At 63.4% G+C, this 18,868-nt stretch carries 22 protein-coding genes and 1 pseudogene; 7 read left to right on the top strand and 16 right to left on the bottom strand.

The window, feature by feature from the left end; all coding sequences use genetic code 11:
- Positions 1–39 precede the first annotated feature (39 nt).
- The 3 genes from H0S73_RS25990 (at position 40) to H0S73_RS24900 (ending at position 2,162) form a co-directional block, all read left to right on the top strand.
- A complete protein-coding gene (locus H0S73_RS25990; protein ID WP_246389467.1) occupies positions 40–567 on the top strand; it encodes a helix-turn-helix domain-containing protein in 528 nt (175 codons plus the stop codon).
- A 207-nt stretch (positions 568–774) separates the two neighbouring features.
- Positions 775–1,209 carry a DUF6789 family protein gene (locus H0S73_RS24905; RefSeq protein ID WP_181054890.1) on the top strand — a complete coding sequence of 145 codons (435 nt, stop codon included), beginning with the start codon at positions 775–777 and terminating at the stop codon, positions 1,207–1,209.
- Positions 1,210–1,334: 125 nt separating this feature from the next.
- Positions 1,335–2,162 (top strand): ZIP family metal transporter, encoded by an 828-nt coding sequence (locus H0S73_RS24900; protein WP_343058501.1) that lies wholly within the window; start codon positions 1,335–1,337, stop codon positions 2,160–2,162.
- A 250-nt stretch (positions 2,163–2,412) separates the two neighbouring features.
- Here the strand turns inward: H0S73_RS24900 and H0S73_RS24895 are convergent, their stop codons facing one another.
- The 3 genes and pseudogenes from H0S73_RS24895 to H0S73_RS24885 all read right to left on the bottom strand — a co-directional run.
- Entirely contained in the window at positions 2,413–2,661 is a 249-nt protein-coding gene (locus H0S73_RS24895; protein WP_181054925.1) for a hypothetical protein, read from the bottom strand.
- Between the two features lie 300 nt (positions 2,662–2,961).
- Positions 2,962–3,336, bottom strand: a complete 375-nt coding sequence (locus H0S73_RS25575; protein WP_202050063.1) for a MarC family protein — start codon at positions 3,334–3,336, stop codon at positions 2,962–2,964.
- 283 nt (positions 3,337–3,619) lie between these two features.
- Positions 3,620–4,606 (bottom strand): annotated as a pseudogene (locus H0S73_RS24885) (TerC family protein); the annotation flags it as partial.
- A 551-nt stretch (positions 4,607–5,157) separates the two neighbouring features.
- Here H0S73_RS24885 and H0S73_RS24880 point away from each other — a divergent pair.
- Positions 5,158–5,769, top strand: coding sequence for an RNA polymerase sigma factor (locus tag H0S73_RS24880; RefSeq protein ID WP_181054889.1), 612 nt, complete (start codon positions 5,158–5,160; stop codon positions 5,767–5,769).
- 73 nt (positions 5,770–5,842) lie between these two features.
- Here H0S73_RS24880 and H0S73_RS24875 read toward each other — a convergent pair whose 3' ends face one another.
- Positions 5,843–6,031, bottom strand: coding sequence for a hypothetical protein (locus H0S73_RS24875; RefSeq protein ID WP_181054888.1), 189 nt, complete (start codon positions 6,029–6,031; stop codon positions 5,843–5,845).
- 128 nt (positions 6,032–6,159) lie between these two features.
- On the opposite strand from H0S73_RS24875, the gene H0S73_RS24870 reads away from it, so the two are divergent.
- Both H0S73_RS24870 and H0S73_RS24865 read left to right on the top strand, forming a co-directional pair.
- On the top strand, positions 6,160–7,185 hold the full coding sequence (locus H0S73_RS24870) for an isocitrate/isopropylmalate dehydrogenase family protein (protein WP_246389463.1): 1,026 nt from the start codon (positions 6,160–6,162) through the stop codon (positions 7,183–7,185).
- Positions 7,186–7,252: 67 nt separating this feature from the next.
- The gene (locus H0S73_RS24865; RefSeq protein WP_181054886.1) at positions 7,253–7,828 is read left to right on the top strand and encodes a DUF1269 domain-containing protein; all 576 of its coding nucleotides are present in this window, start codon (positions 7,253–7,255) and stop codon (positions 7,826–7,828) included.
- A gap of 467 nt (positions 7,829–8,295) precedes the next feature.
- Here H0S73_RS24865 and H0S73_RS24860 read toward each other — a convergent pair whose 3' ends face one another.
- The 12 genes from H0S73_RS24860 to H0S73_RS24805 all read right to left on the bottom strand — a co-directional run bounded on the left by H0S73_RS24860 (position 8,296) and on the right by H0S73_RS24805 (position 18,143).
- Complete coding sequence (locus tag H0S73_RS24860; RefSeq protein ID WP_181054885.1) at positions 8,296–8,691, bottom strand: response regulator; 396 nt, start codon at positions 8,689–8,691, stop codon at positions 8,296–8,298.
- 125 nt (positions 8,692–8,816) lie between these two features.
- Positions 8,817–9,218 carry a Crp/Fnr family transcriptional regulator gene (locus tag H0S73_RS24855; RefSeq protein ID WP_181054884.1) on the bottom strand — a complete coding sequence of 134 codons (402 nt, stop codon included), beginning with the start codon at positions 9,216–9,218 and terminating at the stop codon, positions 8,817–8,819.
- 181 nt (positions 9,219–9,399) lie between these two features.
- Positions 9,400–9,939 (bottom strand): DsbA family protein, encoded by a 540-nt coding sequence (locus H0S73_RS24850; protein WP_181054883.1) that lies wholly within the window; start codon positions 9,937–9,939, stop codon positions 9,400–9,402.
- Positions 9,940–10,034: 95 nt separating this feature from the next.
- Positions 10,035–11,669 (bottom strand): chaperonin GroEL, encoded by a 1,635-nt coding sequence (gene groL, locus H0S73_RS24845; protein WP_181054882.1) that lies wholly within the window; start codon positions 11,667–11,669, stop codon positions 10,035–10,037.
- A gap of 48 nt (positions 11,670–11,717) precedes the next feature.
- Complete coding sequence (groES, locus tag H0S73_RS24840) at positions 11,718–12,005, bottom strand: co-chaperone GroES (RefSeq protein ID WP_181054881.1); 288 nt, start codon at positions 12,003–12,005, stop codon at positions 11,718–11,720.
- On the bottom strand, positions 12,002–12,607 hold the full coding sequence (locus tag H0S73_RS24835) for a DUF1269 domain-containing protein (protein ID WP_181054880.1): 606 nt from the start codon (positions 12,605–12,607) through the stop codon (positions 12,002–12,004). Before H0S73_RS24835 ends, groES begins: the two co-directional genes overlap by 4 nt.
- A gap of 139 nt (positions 12,608–12,746) precedes the next feature.
- On the bottom strand, positions 12,747–13,340 hold the full coding sequence (locus H0S73_RS24830) for an Hsp20/alpha crystallin family protein (RefSeq protein ID WP_181054879.1): 594 nt from the start codon (positions 13,338–13,340) through the stop codon (positions 12,747–12,749).
- Between the two features lie 39 nt (positions 13,341–13,379).
- On the bottom strand, positions 13,380–13,994 hold the full coding sequence (locus H0S73_RS24825; protein ID WP_181054878.1) for an ETC complex I subunit: 615 nt from the start codon (positions 13,992–13,994) through the stop codon (positions 13,380–13,382).
- A gap of 45 nt (positions 13,995–14,039) precedes the next feature.
- Positions 14,040–16,910, bottom strand: a complete 2,871-nt coding sequence (locus H0S73_RS24820) for an ATP-dependent Clp protease ATP-binding subunit (RefSeq protein ID WP_181054877.1) — start codon at positions 16,908–16,910, stop codon at positions 14,040–14,042.
- Between the two features lie 210 nt (positions 16,911–17,120).
- Positions 17,121–17,366, bottom strand: a complete 246-nt coding sequence (locus H0S73_RS24815) for a hypothetical protein (protein ID WP_181054876.1) — start codon at positions 17,364–17,366, stop codon at positions 17,121–17,123.
- Between the two features lie 69 nt (positions 17,367–17,435).
- A complete protein-coding gene (locus H0S73_RS24810) occupies positions 17,436–17,846 on the bottom strand; it encodes an SPW repeat protein (RefSeq protein WP_181054875.1) in 411 nt (136 codons plus the stop codon).
- A gap of 30 nt (positions 17,847–17,876) precedes the next feature.
- The gene (locus H0S73_RS24805) at positions 17,877–18,143 is read right to left on the bottom strand and encodes a hypothetical protein (protein ID WP_181054874.1); all 267 of its coding nucleotides are present in this window, start codon (positions 18,141–18,143) and stop codon (positions 17,877–17,879) included.
- Between the two features lie 323 nt (positions 18,144–18,466).
- Between H0S73_RS24805 and H0S73_RS24800 the strand changes: the two genes are divergently transcribed.
- Positions 18,467–18,865: an Hsp20/alpha crystallin family protein gene (locus H0S73_RS24800; RefSeq protein ID WP_246389461.1), complete on the top strand. Its 399-nt coding sequence runs from the start codon at positions 18,467–18,469 to the stop codon at positions 18,863–18,865.
- The last annotated feature ends 3 nt before the right edge of the window (positions 18,866–18,868 follow it).

The following is an 18,868-nucleotide window of genomic DNA, read 5'->3' as shown; positions in this document are numbered from 1 at the left end:
GATCGCCATTTTCATCGGGAGCAGCACGAGCTGCAGCCGTTGGCACGCGAGGTCCTGAACCCGGAAGCGATCCGAGCGATACGCCATGTATTCGCGGAGGAGAAGATCGAGGAGTTTCGCAAGAGACGGCATGGCGCCTTAGGCGATCTCCCATCCGGCCTGATGGTGGGGGCGCTTGCCAGCGCAGCTGCCGGAGCGCTCGCATTCATAGCGTGGCGCAGCGGCTCCTTGCAGAGGCTCCCCGCGGCTCGTCCAGCGCAGCGTCTCCTGTCCCGCCTGCCGGTGACGAACCGGCTCTCGGGCCTCTTCAGTCGCGGGGGGCGAGCTGTCCGGATCCATGGCCCCGATGTGTTGAGGGATGTCGCACGACGCACGCGCACGCCCGTTCAGGATATCTCGTCGCGCCTGCAGCTTCCTCTTGGGACAACCTACTCGCTCGTGGCGGCCCTTGAACGCCAAGGCTTGGTGCGCGTGTTCAGACCCGAAGAGACCGGACGTGGCCGTATTGTTGAAATCACCACTCAGGGGCGCGAGCGAGCTGCGCGCTCGCGCCAGAGCTCCTGGTGAGACCCATGCATCCAAGCCGAACGTCACATCACGAACAAGCTCCAAGTACGTTTCGCTCGGCTGCAGCCGACCAGCAGATTTCCGTGGCCCTGCTTGGAGGACCTTGCTGTCGTTACAGGCGCGACGGGACGGCTGCCACCATCCATCCATTAGGTGTCGGATCATATTGGGATCGGACGAACTTCAGCGTTGCCGGAAGGAGGAGTGATGATTGATCTCGGCAGAGGCACAATCTCAGGGCTTGTTGCCGCAGGTGTCGTGTCCGCGGTCATCGTGCTTGGTTGGACGGTCGGCGTCTTCCCTGAGCCGGACCCGCTCCTCATCACCAATGGAATTGTCATTCAGCCCATCGGGTTGAGTTGGGTCATCCACTTCGGGGTGGGAACATTTCTCTGGGGCATGTTGTTTGCGCTTTTAAGCCCTATCCTCCCTGGTCCCTCTTGGGGCAAGGGTGCACTGTTTGGAGCCATCATTTGGTGCGTGGGCTTAGCTGGGGCTTGGTACGTCGAGCCGAGTGCGTATGCTCCGATCAACATAGGTTCCCTTGCGCTTCACCTGCTTTTCGGCGTTGTGCTCGGGAGGACATATGGGGCTCTTTATGACCCGAGCAGTCGGCGTGCTCCGGATGTCCTGACCTATTGATCGATCTGCCGCCCCGCTTCCCATGAACCCCATCTGAAGTTTCCCTACACATCTGGTAGCCTCGTCGGGCAACTTTGATGCCTCTGTGATTTCGCAAGACACGCCGGGATCCGGTGAATCCATACGTGGTGGTCGCAGCGTTTGTTAGTTCTGACCATGAGCTCGGTGATGTGATGATGGCCTCGAACGTTCTCATTGCTGTTGGTGCCAGCGCGGCTGCCGGCGCCGCTACCGGGCTCGGGGCCCTGCCTCTGCTGCTGGTCAAGCGCATCTCCCCGAGAACCGAGGACGCTATGCTCGGCTTCGCGGCTGGCGTGATGACAGCGGCTGCGTTCTTCTCGCTGCTCCTGCCCGGGCTTGATGCCGCCCGCGCCCAGATCGAGGGACAAGTCGCCCCTGTCGCAAGCGTTGCGGCAGCGCTTCTCGCGGGCGCGGTGGTGATCGGACTGATTGAATGGTACGCACCGCACGAGCACTTCATTCATGGGCGTCAGGGCCGGTCAACTGCCGATCTCAAGCGCGTCTGGCTGTTTGTCATCGCGATTACGCTCCACAACGTGCCTGAGGGGCTCGCGGTCGGCGTCGGCTTCGGCGGGAACGATATGGCCCAGGCTGCCTCGCTCGCCATCGCGATCAGAACTCAAAACCTGCCCGAGGGACTGGCCGTGGCAGGATCACTGCTGACCTTGGGCTATTCGCGGCTGGCATCTGTAGCCCTTGCGCTTGGAACCGGCCTCGTCGAACCTCTCGGCGGGCTTTTGGGCGTGACTGCCGTTACCTTTGCCGGGCCGATTCTGCCCTGGGGGATGGGTTTCTCGGCTGGTGCGATGCTGTTCGTCATCAGCCATGAGATCATTCCCGAAACCCATCGACGTGGGCACGAGAGACTTGCAACAGGCGGCTTTATGCTGGGGCTTCCGACCATGATGATCCTGGACGTCGCCTTCGCGTGAGCCAGCACTGACATAAACTCCTGTCTCTCACCAAGGCCGTTCCAGATTGAAGGCCAGACCATTCGCCTGATCCTCAAGCATTGGACTTGAAAGTGGATCCATTTGTGGGACGAACGCTCCCTCGTCAAGGAGCACATCCTTCAGGGCGGCCCTTCCGGTCCGCACGAAGCGCCAGGTGGCCCGAAGGCCGTCGCGGGAAAGCCCCGCCACACGGCGGAGCATTTCTTTTGGCTTTAGGCAAAGCCGCCGATCAGTAGCAGGTGGTCACCCGGCGGACGATCCACCCCTCACTTTCCACGAACAGGCGTTTGCGGGAAATGTCGCAGGACGCATCGTCAGGCGATTTCGTCTCGATTGACGATGTGGTCTCCACATCCGAAGCTGCGACCACGGTTGCGGGCTCCTTGCCGGGCTTGGCCGCCACGCGGTGCCCCGCATCAACAGCATCCGTGCGTTCCGCAGCCAGACCGAAGCCGATCGCAACAGCTAGAACAGCCATGATCCTGAGAGCGCCGCCGAGCGGCGAAATTCGTCTACGAGCAGAAGCCCCTGAGGCCTTCATCACACCCACTCCATGATCAGGTTTCCCTACCAATTCCGAGGTCAGAGGTTGGTTTCGGTGGGCCAAGACACATAAATTTTCACAGGTGTGTGGAACTCGCGTCCACCTTACGGACTGCTACCTGCTTCGCCCAAACAGTTGAAAGCAGGCCCTTGGAGTCCACAAAGACGCCGCCAACAGGATGCCTGAAATGTGCGCGACTACATTGGTCCCCGTGATCCCAAGCAGGCGAGTGGGTCAATAAACGAGAAGCAGGGCCAGATAGGTCGCTCCAAGGCAGCCTGCCGGCATGGCGAGCACAGTGACGGCTCTGACGATATCGGCTCCGGCCTGTCCCATCAGGAGCACGATGGCCGTCATGCTGCCAGGCCCTGCGATGGGCGGTATGCCGAGCGGAAAGACGGCGACGTCCCCGGGCTGCTTGGCTTCCTGCCTCTCGCCGGCTGTAATCGAGGCCAGGCCTGATGGATGCGCAAAGACCAGATCGACGGACAGGAGCATGAGCAAGGCTCCTCCGGGGATCCGGAACGCTGGAAGGGAGACGTGGAGCCAATCGAGCAGACCGTTTCCAAGAAGAGCAAAGATCAGCAGGACGAAACCTGCAACCAGCACCCCGCTCAAGGAAAGACGTCGCCTTTCCGGGGCCGGACACCCGCAGTAAGCACAGCGAAGACCGCTGCAATCTCAACCGGACCGATCGTCACGAACAGAAGCACAAGGGCCGAGGCGGCAGTGTCCAACATTGCATGATCCTTCCAAGCTGACACATTGGAGAAGGAGGATTTGGCCGTGCGCTTACGTGGACCACGCGAGCAGTATGCTGGCGCAGGTGTCTGCCCAAAGGACACGTCTGTCGCGACTGCATCAGTGCGTGCGAAATCACATGTGTTGAGCCTCACCCTGTTTTTCGGGCCTGCCGGACAGATCGGCCGCCGGCGTGGCTCTGGGTTGCGACCTGCTGCCCGGCACCCAGCCAGTGGGCAGCCTGACCTCGTCTTCGGGCTTGCGCGCGCGTGCGCAAGAGAGATAGGGCGATTGCGCCGCCAATCAGGATGGCCGTGACGAGCAGCGCGGCCTCTGTAGGAATGACCTTGCCGCCGTAGAGATGATTGACCGTCATCTTGGCGCCGACCAGCACGAGGATGAGCGACAGCGCGTATTTAAGATAAACGAACCGCTTCACGATCCCGGCGAGCGCGAAGTAGAGCGCCCGCAGCCCGAGGATCGCCATCACATTGGATGTGTAGACGATGAACGGGTCCTGCGTGATCGCCAGGATCGCCGGGATGGGGTCGACCGCGAACACCAAGTCGGTGAACTCGACCATCACCAGCACGAGGAACAGCGGCGTCACATAGAGCGCGCCGTCGCGCCGGACCAGAAAGGTGGCTCCTTCGTAGTCCTCGGTGACCGGCAAACGGCGGAGAAGCTTGAGGACCGTGTTGTTGTGGAGGTCCGGCGTCCCCTCGGCCGCGAACAGCATTCGGATCCCGGTGATGACCAGAAAGGCGCCGAAAACAAGCGTCATCCAGGCGAACGCATGGAGGAGCTGAACGCCGACGAAGACGAGCACGGCGCGGAGCGCCAGAGCGCCGAGCACGCCCCAGAACAGCACCCGGTGCTGGTAGGCGGCGGGAACCCCGAAGTTGGAGAAGATCAGGACGAAGACGAAGATGTTGTCGATGGAGAGCGACTTCTCGATGAAGTAGCCGGTCAGGAACTCGACGCTAGCCTGCCCGCCGAGGAACCAGTACACCCCGCCGGCAAACAGGAGAGCGAGGACGAGGTAGCCGAGGCTCAGCCACAGGGCCTCCCCGACACCGATGGCGCGCGCCTCCCAGTGCAGGACGCCGAGGTCGAGCACGAGAAGCGCTACCACGAGAACAGCGAATGCGCTTCATAACCAAAGGTCCGCACCCGGCATTGACTCCTCCGCCACTCGCGATCCAATCACGGGCTGCTCAGGATGCTTAACGACCAAGCGGAGGCCAGGTTCGGCTCCTTGTTCAGGGCAGAGGGCGGGCGGTCCGAGAGCGGATTGCGGCGTATTCGGCCGGAAGCTCCAAGCCGATTTATGCGTTCTCCAGCGCGATCGCCGCCGGGAACTGCCCGTGACGGGTGCCCGTTGGTACTCGCATCAGTTCGACGGAACAGTCGGATGGAGCTTTGGCAGCTGAGCACGAGCGACCATGCCGACGTTGCCGACCCGTGCGGCGCCATCCTCCGTGCCTTGCCGAACGGCAGCGTCAGAAGCCGCGACATGCTAGTCGACCAGCTCGCCGGCGCGGTCCGGCGGCGTTTTGAGGCGCTCGAGGACCATGACAGGACTCTCCTCCTAATCGACAAGCTCGAAGAACGCCGGACCCCGCCGGAAGGAAATTCCTTCCCGTGGAACGATCACCCTGGTGTTGGCTCAAAGTCCAGGAGATGCCAATGACCGCCACCCAAACGACCACCCAGGATTGGCAGAAGATCAAGGCCGGAGACAAGGACGCGTTCCGGCGCCTTGTCGAGCCATACCTTGCCGAACTCCGCAAGGCCGCCGAACACGAGATCACCTATCACGTCTGCGTCGGTGATCTGGGCACCGGATCAGTCAGCCCCGACGACCTCGTGGCCGAGGTCCTGCTCAAGGCTTGGGACGAGCGACAGCGCAAACCCGAAACCCTCGACCTCAAGGCTTGGCTGTTTGGGCTGTTGCATCGGACCGCTGACAGGTTGGTGAGCGAGCAAAAGGGCACGGGAGATCTGGTGCGCGTTTCGCTGGACGCGCCTCCCAGTGATGGTGGTGCCGCACCCGGATGGCGGCAGCCCGACGACTTCGAGAGCTGGGAGGACGTTATCCCCGATCCGCGCACATCCGCGGACGAGATGATCGCCGCTGTCGAGGGGCAGCCCGGCTCCCTGTCAGAGCCGGCGCGCCGCATCTTGGTCATGCACGATCGCCACGGCATCTCGATCCAACAGGTGGCTTTCGTCACAGGCACTTCGGTTGCCAGGGCGCAGGAGTTTCTTCTCGAGGCAAGGCACAAGATCCAGGGTTGACGATCCTCGCAGCTCGCAGAGGAACCTATCGCGAAAGGAGGCTCCCAGGCCGAGCCGCAACTATCACGGCCCATCAAATGTCCTCAAGACGAAGGACAATCTTGTGTTCAATAGTCTCCGGGTCGACAGCCGACAGAACATGTTCGATTTGCCCGATCCGTGCCGAAATGCCGGTTGCCGCGAACCCGGCAATGGGATCGATGTGCACGATGTCCCCCTTGTTCATGGCAGCGAATGGGGTTGCCGCGTCAACCGTGAACAACGCGCCCCCGTCGGACCCATAGACGTCGAGAACGAACCTTACCTCTCGCATCGAGTTTTCCCTTCCCGGTCATATTTTCGCATGGCCTCACAGGATGAGGGACGGGCATGGCGAACAGAAGTCGGACAATGGAAGCGACCCTGATCCCAGGCGATGGCATCGGCCCCGAGATCACTGAAGCCGTCCTGCAGGTCCTGGAGGCTCTCGGGGCCCCGTTCGTGTGGGACGTGCAGCAGGCTGGCACGACTGCCGTCGAGGCAGGCCTCGACCCCTTGCCCGACGCCACGCTGGAGAGCATCCGGCGAACGGGACTTGCCCTCAAGGGGCCCCTGACGACCCCTTCGAGCGGCGGCTATCGCTCGGTCACGGTGCGGATGCGCGAGGCATTCGACCTTTACGCCAACGTCCGTCCGGGCAAGACCATCATACCCGGCCGGTACGACAACGTCGACATCATCCTGGTGCGGGAGAACCTGGAAGGTCTCTATGTCGGGCGCGAGCACTACATCGGCGTCGGCGCCGACCCCCACGCGGTTGGCGTGGGCATTGGCATCAACACGAAGGAAGAAGCCCACCGGGTCATCCGGTACGCTTTCGATCTCGCCGTCCGTCTCGGGCGTAAGCGGGTCACTGTCGTCCACAAGGCCAACATCCTCAAGATCCTGTCGGGCGTCTTCCTCGAGGCGGCGCAGGAGGTCGCCCGGGACTATCACGGCCGGGTGACCCTCGACGAGAGCATCGTGGACGCCTGCGCCATGCAGCTCGTCATGGCGCCGGAGCGCTTCGACGTGATCGTCACCACCAACCTGTTTGGCGACATCCTCTCGGACCTGATCGCCGGCCTTGTCGGCGGACTGGGGCTGGCGCCAGGAGCCAACATCGGCGACAAGGCGGCGATCTTCGAGGCGGTCCACGGATCGGCGCCGGACATCGCTGGCAAGGGAGTCGCCAACCCGACGGCGCTCCTGATGGCGGTCGGCATGATGCTGGATCATGTCGGAGAAACCGCAAAGGCGAACCACCTTCGCGCTGCCATCCTGGCCACCCTGCAGGCGGGAGAAAAGACGCGCGATCTGGGAGGCTCGCTCCGCACGCCCGAATTCGCGCAGGCAATCATACGGAGTCTTCAGAAGCCGCGACGTTGCCAGGGATGATGGGGCTCAGGAAGCAGTGCTCGGAAAGGAGCGGTGTCCCGTCATGTGAAGGGTTGAGGACTGGCCTATGAGCGATAGGACGATCGCAGCGCTGTTCGATGAGTTCGAAACCGCGGCTGCTGCGGTGAGACACCTCGAGCGGAACGGTCCGCGCCAAATCGAGGTCAGCATCATCGCGAACAATCAGGATGAGCGCTCCTCACAGGCGATGACACGCTTAGCGAACAGCAGCGACGACAAGGACGATGTCGGGACTACCGTCGGCGCCATTCTGGGTGGAAGTGCCGGCCTCTTGGCTGGATTGGCGCTGATGTTGCTTCCTGGGGTAGGCCCTGTACTCGGAGCAGGTGCCGTCCTGACTCCTCTCATCGGAGGCGGCGCTGGCGCTGCCTTCGGTGCTCTTGCTGGCTCGCTCGTGGATGCAGGCATCGGTGTGGATTGGGCAAAGGCCTATGAGGAAGGCGTCCGGCGCGGCGGCACCCTGGTTGTGGTGCGGACCAGCGAGGACAACGTCGAGGAGGTCGTCCAACTCTTGGATCAAGCTGGTGCCATCGACATGGATGAGCGGATCGCTGTCTGGCGAGGGATGGGCTGGACTGGTGCACCGGCAGAGGAGAGGTCGCGCGAGCGTGGACCCGAGTAGCCGAGTTTGCCAGCCTCCCGTTTTCCTCCTTCTGGCCGGATGCGGATTAGCCGTAAAGGAACAATCTCGAACCTGAACGTTTGGTCCAGGATCAGCCCAGACTGCGCCGGCTTGTGTAAATCTGTGTTCCTGTTTTCCGGGGTGATGAACAGGTATTCCGGAGTGCAGGCCGCGGCCTTCTGGAGCCTCGCCAGCGATCAAGGCTACACTTGCAGGCGTCAGCGTGCTGATGCTACGATCCATTGAGCTCGTAACCAGCGCGCTCAAGTCACACAGGTCGCCCGGGATGATGAAGTCGATGACTTGGCGCTTGCTGGAGGATCCCTCAAGCAATGAAATGTGCCAGCGTAGTTGGGACAAACGCCTCTGCAGTGACTTATTCCATGCCACGGCACCGCGAACCTACTCGTCTGCCGATGGTCCGCAACAGCCCGTTCCGTGAAGTCCGGTTCGTGGAGACAGTGCAATCAGGAACGGAGAAGAGGGGCAGATAGATCTTTAGCTGTTAGTGCCACGAGGGCCTTCAGCAAGTCTTCACGCCTTGTCGGCTTTTCAAGCCAGGGCACGCCCCGGAGTTCACAGGGCATGTCATGCCTGCGCGGGTACCCGGAATAGATGAGGAAGGGAATCTCACGTCGGTTCAGCTCCCCTGCCAGCTCTGTGGCAGGGCCGTCCTTGAGAATGTAATCGAGAATGGCGATGTCCGCCATACCGGCATCTAACCAGGTGCGTGCCTCGGCCATAGAGCCCACTGTCTGGACGACCATGCCGGTATCCGCAAGGTAGGTCTCAATCGACATAGCAATGAGCGCTTGGTCTTCGATGATGAGGCAGCAGGGCTGATCTGCCGTTTCTTGGCTCATGATCTCACCGCAATAGCAGGGGAGAGGGGTTGGCGTTCACCTACGCTGACCTGAGCCGTTTTTGGGGTGGCCAGTAAGGACTCTCCCACCGGCGGTGACCGGTGAGGGAGCTCTTCACCATAAGATCAGGCGTTTAGGCATAGTTGGGCTGCGGATTGATGCCGAGAGATTTGAAAAGAACCAACCCACAATTGTGACAATGCTCCTTTCGCAGGGCTGCAGCCTTCACTCAGGTTAAACGAGGCAGGAATTTCTGGCTGCCTCACGCCAAGGGCCACAATAACGCCGACCATACCCTCGCGCCCAATGATGCCGATCTGAAACTTGCCGTCATTGGCATTGGTGCCGACGGACGGGTAGCCCACTTCCGGGAAGTAGACACTCTCGATGAGTTCGTTGGGCTCGATCAGCACACGGCGCAGCTCAAACTCGACCCGCTCCAGATGCGGCTGAAACGCCACAAAGTCCTCGCGCGGGAGAGCGGCGAGCAACTGATTGCGAACGGAGGATTGCTGAGGAGCGGACACGGCTCTCTCCCGCTTGGAGCGGGAGCACAGTCGTGTCTCGCAGCCGTCTACGCCCGATCAAATCGGGAGACGATAACCATTGTCCGGGAACGACAAGGGGCATTGATGATAGGTACCGTTGTTCGATGTGATCCGTGCGTCATCTCCTTCTTCAATTGGCAAGCTAAGGCATTCAATCCGTTCACGACGATCCGCTTCCAGATCGCTCAGCTTCGATGGCAGCGGTGAGCGGCTCCAATTCGGCGGGGCCCTCGTATCCAAGGCCGTTGATGAAGAACGTCGGCGTGCTGGTCACGCCGCTCCGCAAGCCCCCGGTGAAGTCAGTGTGGATTTTGACGGCGAAGCGCTTCCCGATCAGCGCCTCCTGGATCTCGTTCTCGGGCAGAGCCAATTGGCGCGCCAGAGTGACCGGGAGCAATCCGGTCAAATGCTCCTGATTGGCGTACAGGAGGTCATGCATTTCCCAGAACCGGCCATGCGCCGCAGCAAGTTCCGCGACTTCCGCCGCCCGCTCGGCATTCGGATAGCCCTCGAGAAGGGCGAAGTGCCGGTACACAAAGACGATCTCCGGTCCGAAATGCTCTAAGATCGCCTTGACGATGGGGTGGGCCGCCCCGCAACGCCGGCACTCGTAGTTGCCGTATTCCACGAGCTTGAGCGGGGCGCCCTCGCGACCCTGGAGATGATCCTCACCCGTGATGGGAATAGCCAATGCGGCCATAGCGTCTCCTTTCCCTTCACAGTTGCTCCGGCTCGTCGGCCATCGACGGCGTGCGGGCTGGGAGGCCTCGGGCGAAGCCTTCCAGCCGCAGGCGCTTAGAAGTCCATGCCGCCCATGCCGCCGCCCGGCATGGCGGGAGCCGCTTCCTTCTTCGGCAGCTCGGCCACCATGGCCTCCGTTGTGATGAGAAGACCCGCCACCGACGACGCATCCTGCAGCGCCGTCCGGACCACCTTCGCCGGATCGATGATGCCGGCCCGGACGAGATCGCCGTACTCCTCGGCCTGCGCGTCAAACCCGAAGGTCGGCGAATCGTTGTCGGTGATCTTGCCGACCACGATCGAGCCCTCGACGCCGGCGTTCTCGGCGATCTGGCGGATCGGGGCCTCCAGCGCCCGCAACACGATGTTGATGCCAGCTTGCACGTCGGCGTTGTCGCTGGTGAGCTTGGCAACCGCGGCCTTGGCGCGCAGGAGAGCCGTGCCGCCGCCCGGCACGATGCCTTCCTCGACAGCCGCCTTGGTGGCGTGCATGGCGTCGTCCACGCGATCCTTCTTCTCCTTGACCTCGACCTCGGTCGCGCCGCCGACGCGGATCACCGCAACGCCGCCTGCGAGCTTGGCGAGACGCTCCTGCAGCTTCTCACGGTCGTAGTCCGAGGTGGTCTCCTCGATCTGCGCCTTGATTTGCTGGATCCGTGCCTCGATGTCCTTCTTCGAACCGGCGCCGTCGATGATTGTGGTGTTCTCCTTCTCGACCCGTACGCGCTTGGCGCGGCCGAGCATTGGCAGGGTGACGTTCTCGAGCTTGATGCCGAGGTCTTCGGAGATCACCTGGCCGGCGGTTACGACGGCGATGTCCTCGAGCATGGCCTTGCGACGGTCGCCGAAGCCCGGAGCCTTCACGGCCGCGACCTTGAGACCGCCCCGCAGTTTGTTGACCACGAGGGTGGCGAGCGCCTCGCCCTCAATGTCCTCGGCGATGATGAGCAACGGACGGCCACTCTGCACCACCGCCTCGAGGATCGGCAGCATGGCTTGCAATGAAGAGAGCTTCTTCTCGTGGATGAGGATGTAGGGATCCTCGAGCTCCGCGATCATCTTTTCGGCGTTGGTGACGAAGTACGGCGAGAGATAACCGCGGTCGAACTGCATGCCTTCCACGACGCTCAGTTCGGTCTCGGCGGTCTTGGCCTCCTCAACCGTGATCACACCCTCGTTGCCGACCCGCTGCATGGCCTCCGCCAGCATGCGGCCGACCTCGGCGTCGCCGTTGGCCGAGATGGTGCCGATCTGGGCTACCTCGTCCGTTGACTTGATCTTCTTGGCGCGGGCTTGGATGTCCTTGATGGCCTCGGAAACAGCGAGATCGACCCCACGCTTGATGTCCATGGGGTTCATGCCGGCGGCCACAGCCTTGGCGCCCTCGCGGACGATGGCCTGGGCGAGAACGGTGGCCGTGGTGGTGCCATCCCCGGCCACGTCGTTGGTCTTGCTCGCTACTTCACGCACCATCTGGGCGCCCATGTTCTCGAACTTGTCGGCGAGCTCGATCTCCTTGGCGACGGTGACGCCGTCCTTGGTGATGCGCGGAGCCCCGAAGCTCTTCTCGATCACCACGTTGCGGCCCTTCGGACCCAGCGTGACCTTCACCGCATCGGCCAGAATGTCGACGCCCCGCAGCATCTTTTCACGCGCACTCGCCGCAAATTTTACCTCTTTGGCAGCCATGGACAGTGCCTCCTCAAATTTAGAGAAACAGCATTCGGGGGGCGAGGATCATCCGACCACGCCTAGGATGTCGGACTCCTTCATGATGAGGAGGTCCTCGCCATCGATGCGCACCTCGGTGCCGGACCACTTGCCGAACAGGACGCGATCGCCGGCCTTGACGTCGAGGGGGGCAACCTTGCCGCTCTCGTCGCGGGCGCCTGGGCCAACGGCGACGACCTCTCCCTGCTGGGGCTTTTCCTTGGCAGTGTCCGGGATGATGATGCCGCCGGCCGTCTTCTCCTCAGCCTCGACACGACGGATCACGACACGGTCATGGAGCGGTCTGAACCTCATGATGCGGCTCCTTGGACAGGGGTGGCGCTTGTGTCACTGGACGTCGGATTGGTGGTTTCAGGCGCGGTGCTGGTGCTGCCGGGCATCGACACGTTGGAGCCTGACAGGGCAGCCTGTAGCCGGGCCTCCTGATCAGGCGAGAGTGAGGAGCGCAGAACCCGTCCGCGGAATCGCTTCAGCTCCTCCAGCACCTTCTCCGGCTGCACCTTGCGGAGGAGGACGAACAGTGCCGAGCTGTTGGGCTGGAGGGTTTCGCCAATCGAGCGGATGAACTCGTCGTCGATGCCGTAGTCGGCGAGCTTGCCAGACAGCGCTCCGGCTCCGGCCCCCAAGGCGGCCCCGGTCGCCATCCCGAGCAGGGGGTTCAAGAACAGCAGGCCGACGAGCGAGCCCCACATGGCGCCCCAGAGGCTGCCTGAGGCGGCGCCGACACCCACCAAGTCGACGCTCTGCTTCAGCCGCAGCTTGCCGTCGGGACCGCGGATCGCCACCACCGCGTCCTCCAGGTCGACGAGGTATTCTTTCTGCAGGCGCGCCAGTTCGGTCAGGGCGCGATCCGCTTCGTTCGGATCGTCGAAGCCAACCACAATCAGTTCTGCCATGGGTATCCTCCTCTCAAAATGCCGGCATGGCGCCAGCGTCAGCGGCTCTGGGTGCTCTCAAACTTGAACTCGGGGGCGGGATGGACCGTCTCGGGCTGGCGTTGATTTATGGCGGCGTGATAGGGCCGGGGCGCTTGTCTCATGCACCGCTCTGACCACCTTGGCCGCTCTCGCCTCCTGCGCCACCGGTGCTGCCGGAAGCGTCCTGACCTCCTTGGGCGCTCTGGCCTCCGGCCCCGCGGGCCTGAACCTGAATGCGGCGGGAGCGCTCCTGCTGGGCCGTCTTCGGCAGGGGCACGGGGAGCACCCCGTTCTCGAAGTGCGCCTGCACCTGTTCCGGGTTGATCGGGAAGGGCAGGCGCACGGAGCGTTGGAAGGTGCCGTAGGAGCGCTCGACGAAATGGAAGTTCTCCTTTTCGTTCTTCTGCTCGAACTTCTTCTCGCCCCGGATGGTGAGCACGTCGTCGTCGAGGCTCACATCGATGTCCTGTTCGGTGACGCCGGGCAGTTCCGCGGTGATGCGGATCTCGTTCTCGGTTTCCGACACATTCATGCTGGCGTTGACGAAGTTGCCGACACCGCCTTGGCTTTGCCCTCCGGCGGCAGGCAACCCCGTACCGCGCAGCACGTCGTCGAACAGGCGGTTCATTTCGCGGTGAAGCGACAGGAAGGGATCGTTCCCGCCCAGCAAGCCAAACCCGGTGCGGGAGGGCGTTAGCGGATTACGGGCCATGATCAGTTCCTCTTGCTTTGAAAGATGGATGCTTGGTTCCTATCGGATGGCGGCTCCCGTCCATACGGGCGGATCTGAAGCGGGAAACGATTCGAGCAATGCCTCCTCAACGAGGTCGATGGCGTCGTTGTCGCTCTCCGCGTCTCCTCCGCTTGAGTTCAGCTGCGGCCGGTTCTCACCGTCCCGGCCCTGACTGCCTCCCGCCATTTCGTCGATCCGCGCTCGGGCGGCTTCGGTCACCGCCGGCCCGGCATAGGGTGCAGCCCGCTGGACCGCCTCAGCGAGGTCGTATCGGAACCGGTCGGCATAGGACTTGAGCATCAGCCGCCGCGGTGGCGGCTCCTCGACCCGGTATCGCCAACCATGCCGCTCGGCGAACCCGATGGCGCTCTGCAGGTCCGGGAAGGTCAGCCGGATTGTGGCGAAGGGATCATCGCCTGCGGTCCAGCCCATCAGGGGCTCGATGGTGGGAGCCGAGCTGCGCTCGAACTCCAGCACCCATCCCTTGCGGGGTGGACCCGACGACGTCGCGGAGCGTCCGGGCTGATGGATGCGCGCAAGTGGAAGCTCCCCGCCCGCGGGCGACGACGTGCCGGGAAGGATCGGCGCTGCCCGCGAGAGATTGTGATCCCGACTGATGGATGCCTCAGCCATGGGTGCTCACTCCAGAGTTCGCTGTCCTAATGCTCGTCCGGTGCCTTACTCAGCGGCCGTCCGACTTTCATCGTCGGCCCCGCGCTGGGCCTCACGCTCCACCTCGGCAGCATTGCTATGGCCGGCTGTGGCCTCGCTGTCGGCCTGTGCTTCACCTTCCACCTTCGGCTGCGGCTCCAGCGTGACCTTCTGCTCGTGGTTGTCCCACCGCGCGATCACCCGGTCGCCCTCGTGCACCTCGTTCGCCAGCATGGCGCGGGCGAGCTGGGTCTCCAGCTCCGAGCGGATCAGGCGCCGCAACTCGCGGGCGCCGAATTCCGGCCGGAAGCCCGCCGCCGCCAGGTGGTCGACAAGACTGCCGTCGATGACGAGCTCGACGCCCTGGCCGTGCGCCGTGCGCTTCACCCGCTCCAGCTGCAGCTCCACAATGGACCGGATCTCGCCGCGGGCGAGGGCATGGAAGACGATGATTTCGTCGATGCGGTTGATGAACTCCGGCCGGAAATGGCCGCGCAGCACGTCCATCAGCTCGCGCTTGAGGCGGGCCTGATCGTCTTCCGCGGTGCCGCGCACGTTCAGGTGGCGCTGGATGATGTCGGAGCCGAGGTTCGACGTGGCGATCAGGATCGTGTTGGTGAAATCAACCACACGCCCTTTGCCGTCGGTGAGACGCCCATCGTCGAACACCTGCAGCAGCACGTTGTAGACGTCCGGGTGCGCCTTCTCGATCTCGTCCAGCAGCACCACCGAGTACGGCCGCCGGCGCACACGCTCGGTGAGCTGCCCGCCTTCCTCGTAGCCCACATAGCCGGGAGGCGCGCCGATCAGCCGGGCCACCGCATGGCGCTCCATGTACTCGGACATGTCGAGGCGGATCATGGCGTCCTCCTCGCCGAACACTGTCTCGGCAAGCGCCTTGGCCAGCTCCGTCTTGCCGACGCCTGTGGGGCCGAGGAACAGGAAGGTCGCGATGGGGCGGCGGCCTTCGCGCAAGCCAGCCCGGGCGAGGCGCACGGCGTCGCTCACGGCCCTGACGGCCTCCTCCTGACCGATCACCCGCTGGTGCAGTCGCTCCTCCATCTTCACGAGGCGCTGGCGCTCCTCGGTGGTGAGCTCGTTGACCGGCACGCCCGTGAGCTTGGACACCACCTGCGCGATGTGCTCGGTGGTGACCTCCGCCGAAGCAGAACCGCGCTCGCGCCGCCAGCGTTCGGTTGCCTCTTGCAGCTCTTTGTTGCGGGCATCGTGCTCGGCCTGGATCTGCGAGGCCCGGTCGAACTGCTTGCGCGAGGCGGCGTAGTCTTGCTCGCGCTTGAGCTGGCGCACCTCCGCCTCCAGCTCCTGCACGTCGACCGGCCGGGCGGTGGTCGAGATCTTCACCCGTGCCGCTGCCTGGTCGATCAGGTCGATAGCCTTGTCGGGCAGGAAGCGGCCGGTGATGTAGCGGTCGGACAGTTCGGCCGCCGCGATGATCGCCTCGTCAGTGATGGTGACCTTGTGGTGCGCCTCCAGGGTGTCGCGCAGGCCGCGCAGGATCATGATCGTCTGAGAAACCGTTGGTTCCGGCACGAACACCGGCTGGAAGCGGCGTTCCAGGGCCGCGTCCTTCTCGATGTGCTTCTGGTATTCGTTGAGGGTGGTGGCGCCGATCAGGTTGAGCTCGCCGCGCGCGAGCGCCGGCTTGAACACATTGGCGATGTCGAGCCCGCCTTCGCCGCCGCCCTGGCCGGCGCCGACGATGGTGTGGATCTCGTCGATGAACAGGATCAGCTCGTCCTCGCGCTCGGTGACCTCCTTCAGGATCTGCTGCACGCGCTCCTCGAACTCGCCGCGGTACTTGGAGCCGGCCACCATGGAGTTGATCGAGAGCTCGACCAGCCGCTTGTTGCGCAGCGCCTCCGGCACCTCGCCGGCCACCATACGCTGGGCCAGGCCCTCGACGATGGCGGTCTTGCCGACGCCCGGCTCGCCGATGAGCACCGGGTTGTTCTTCTTGCGCCGCGCCAGCACCTCGATGGTGGTCTCGATCTCGCGGGCGCGTCCGATCACCGGATCGAGCTTGCCCTCGCGGGCGAGCTGGGTGAGATCGCGGGCATACTTGTCGAGGTTGGGAGTGTTCGTCGGCGTGTCGACCCGGCCCTCCTCGGCGCCCCGGCCCACCACCTTGGTGACCTGCTGGCGAATGGCCTGGGGCGTGAGCCCGTAGCGGCGCAGCACATCGGCCGCGATGCCTTCCCCCTCCTCGGCAAGCCCGATGAGAAGGTGCTCGGGGCCGACATAGGAATGGCCGAACTCGCCTGAGACGGAAAAGGCGCGGGAGAGCGCGTCCTTCACGCGGGGCGAGACGCCGATCTCGCCGCCCTCCTCGGGGTTGAAGTCACCCCGCCGGCTTTCCTGCACAATCTGGTTGCGCAGGTCGTCGAGGGAGACCTTGAACTGATCCAGGATGGTGCGGACGACATCGCTCTCGGTGAGCGCCAGGAGCAGGTGCTCGGTGTCGACCTCGCGGCGGCCGAAGTCGCCGGCGCGTTGCGCGGCAGCCTGGAGGATCTCCTCGGCGTGCCCGCTCAGGCGGTCCGCAACGCCCGCCGCCGCCCCGCGGCCCCGGGCCCGTCCGCGGCCGGACCGCACCGGGATGGGGGTGCCACCATCGCCCGTGTCGGGAGCCTCCTCAGTGCGGCCCCGGGCGCTGCTGAGCGGGCTCTCGCCGAAGAAGTCGCCGCCGAAGAAGTCGTCGAACAGGCTGCCGCGGCCGCCGAAGAGGGATTCGAGCGGTGAGCTCGGCCGCTGCTGGCGGGCAAGGCGACGGTAATCGACGTCGCACAGCTCCATGTTCTGCCGCTGGCCGTTGCTCACCACCTGGGCCCGAACGGTCGCAGGCCGTACTCCACAGACGTCGCACAATCCGTTCGCCATGATTGCCGCTCCCTCATCACGCTTTCGTGTGCCAACTGAATTGCTGGGAGTTGGTTTTGTTTCAGCGTGGCCGATGAAAAAATGCAAAAACCTCGTTTGTACGGTTTCGTACGTTGGTCGGATCGATGCCCGCCCGGCTTAGCAGCATGCCTCATGATTCAGGCATAACACCGCAACTCCACTCTGCTGATTTCAGCAGCGGCTGGACGTTCAATCGGAAGCTGCATGGTAGCGGCCACTTTGGATCGCATCGAATCCCACGGCAGTCAGCTCCACCGTCTCGGCATCGGGGGCGACGAGATAGCCTGCATCCTTCAGCTCAGAGATGGCGACCGTAACGGCCGGGTCCGTGCCGAGGCGATGATCGAGGGTGGTGATCAGCATGCGGGCGCCGGGCCGGCGGTGCGTTTCCCGGAATAGATCCAGAATCTCGCAGGCGATCTCGCTCAAGTTCATCGCTCCAAACCTTTTCGTCGCGGTTGCAACTCATCAGATCATGGTGACGCCGAATGGTAAGGCCATCGATCACGCTGGGCTGTTAGGCTGATCAAGGTAATGAACCCAGAACGTGATCAGGGTCATCGTCAGCACCACGAAGCCTGCCGTAACATGGATGCCCGCCGCATTCTTGATCTCGCTGAAGCCGAGGATCCAGGGAGCCAGAAGCGCGCAGGCTCCCAGCGCGATACTGGCCCAGCCTTGCCAGTCTCCAACGTCAACCACGCGGGTGGCGGTTACGGCTCCCAACAAGAGCCCGAGGACAACTGCACTCCAGGTCGCGGCCGAAGTATCCGAGTAGCGAAACGTCCAGGGAGAGACGATCAGCATCACGGCAAGCACCGCGTCGACTGTCTCGACGATGGTCCACTCATGATGGGAAGAATTCCGATGGTGGCTTGACCTTTCGCGATCATAGATCTTTGGGCTGAAGTTCATGCTCTCACCTCCGTTGTTCAAAGCATGATGTCAGGCATCGCCCGACTCGGAACGTTTCAGGGATCGGATCTGCGATGACAGCTCGGCCGATCCACTCCCATCAGCCATCTGGGCTGCTTGCTCGAGCGCCTCGTTCCAGACGGCCCGGGCCTCGGTCGTCGCGTCGAGAAGCGCGGAGACATCCACTGGGCCGGTGCGCGTCGGGATCCACGCCGGTGGATCGCTGGCCGGGAAGGATTCTAGGCTTGCCTCTTCGACAGGATCGATATCATCAGGTCTTGGATCGTTGGGCTGCATGGTGCTCTCCTTCGATCGAATTTCAGGCGCGCCCCGCCGCTGCCGTCTCCTTTCGCATTGATCGGCCCGGCTACCATCAGCTGGTTCAACGCCGAACTCCCGGGATCTTGGCAGGTAATTTCCGTAGCGTTCGCGACCAACAAACGCGTATGAGGGCCAACTTGGATCCACGTGTCTCGCAATAAAGACAATCACGAACAAAACGGCGTGCCTGCGCATTGACAGGGTTCCTGTTCCAACTGGTTCTGTGCCGGGGCGCTCCCGACGCCAAGGCGGGAGACCCGCGCCCGGGCAGGGACCGCAACCCTGAGGCATGCTCGGCCATGCGTGATCCTGCAGACTGGATGCTCTCGGAAGCGATTCAAGCCCTCGCTCGCGCCGAGCGCCTGCACCGGCAAATGTTCCAGCCGCCTTCGGCCACGCGCCGGCCAGCCTGGGAGCCACCCGTCGATGTTCTGGAGACGGAGCAGGAGGTTCTCATTCTCATCGCCCTGCCGGGCGTGGCGCCGGACCAGGTCGAGGCAGTGATCGAGGATGGAACCCTTGTCGTCTCCGGCCGCCGGGTTCTGCCGCCCCAGCTCCGCACCGCTGTCATCCACCGGTTGGAGCTGCCGCAGGGTCGGTTCGAGCGCCGCATCCCGCTGCCTCCCGGTCGCTACGACGCCGTCCTGCGTGTCGCCGGTGATGGTTGCCTGATCATCAGCCTCCGCAAAGTGTCCTGAGGA

This window comes from Microvirga mediterraneensis, assembly GCF_013520865.1.
Taxonomy (GTDB): domain Bacteria; phylum Pseudomonadota; class Alphaproteobacteria; order Rhizobiales; family Beijerinckiaceae; genus Microvirga; species Microvirga mediterraneensis.
The sequence above is the reverse complement of the archived record's forward strand: the minus strand, read 5'-3'. Positions and strand labels throughout refer to the sequence as shown.

Bases quoted from the DNA above. Each gene is read 5' to 3' on its own strand.
- H0S73_RS24905 (WP_181054890.1), top strand. From the start codon at position 775: ATGATTGATCTCGGCAGAGGCACAATCTCAGGGCTTGTTGCCGCAGGT.
- H0S73_RS24895 (WP_181054925.1), bottom strand. From the start codon at position 2,661: ATGGCTGTTCTAGCTGTTGCGATCGGCTTCGGTCTGGCTGCGGAACGC.
- H0S73_RS24880 (WP_181054889.1), top strand. From the start codon at position 5,158: ATGACCGCCACCCAAACGACCACCCAGGATTGGCAGAAGATCAAGGCC.
- H0S73_RS24870 (WP_246389463.1), top strand. From the start codon at position 6,160: ATGGAAGCGACCCTGATCCCAGGCGATGGCATCGGCCCCGAGATCACT.
- H0S73_RS24865 (WP_181054886.1), top strand. From the start codon at position 7,253: ATGAGCGATAGGACGATCGCAGCGCTGTTCGATGAGTTCGAAACCGCG.
- H0S73_RS24860 (WP_181054885.1), bottom strand. From the start codon at position 8,691: ATGAGCCAAGAAACGGCAGATCAGCCCTGCTGCCTCATCATCGAAGAC.
- H0S73_RS24850 (WP_181054883.1), bottom strand. From the start codon at position 9,939: ATGGCCGCATTGGCTATTCCCATCACGGGTGAGGATCATCTCCAGGGT.
- groL (WP_181054882.1), bottom strand. From the start codon at position 11,669: ATGGCTGCCAAAGAGGTAAAATTTGCGGCGAGTGCGCGTGAAAAGATG.
- groES (WP_181054881.1), bottom strand. From the start codon at position 12,005: ATGAGGTTCAGACCGCTCCATGACCGTGTCGTGATCCGTCGTGTCGAG.
- H0S73_RS24835 (WP_181054880.1), bottom strand. From the start codon at position 12,607: ATGGCAGAACTGATTGTGGTTGGCTTCGACGATCCGAACGAAGCGGAT.
- H0S73_RS24830 (WP_181054879.1), bottom strand. From the start codon at position 13,340: ATGGCCCGTAATCCGCTAACGCCCTCCCGCACCGGGTTTGGCTTGCTG.
- H0S73_RS24825 (WP_181054878.1), bottom strand. From the start codon at position 13,994: ATGGCTGAGGCATCCATCAGTCGGGATCACAATCTCTCGCGGGCAGCG.
- H0S73_RS24820 (WP_181054877.1), bottom strand. From the start codon at position 16,910: ATGGCGAACGGATTGTGCGACGTCTGTGGAGTACGGCCTGCGACCGTT.
- H0S73_RS24815 (WP_181054876.1), bottom strand. From the start codon at position 17,366: ATGAACTTGAGCGAGATCGCCTGCGAGATTCTGGATCTATTCCGGGAA.
- H0S73_RS24810 (WP_181054875.1), bottom strand. From the start codon at position 17,846: ATGAACTTCAGCCCAAAGATCTATGATCGCGAAAGGTCAAGCCACCAT.
- H0S73_RS24805 (WP_181054874.1), bottom strand. From the start codon at position 18,143: ATGCAGCCCAACGATCCAAGACCTGATGATATCGATCCTGTCGAAGAG.
- H0S73_RS24800 (WP_246389461.1), top strand. From the start codon at position 18,467: ATGCGTGATCCTGCAGACTGGATGCTCTCGGAAGCGATTCAAGCCCTC.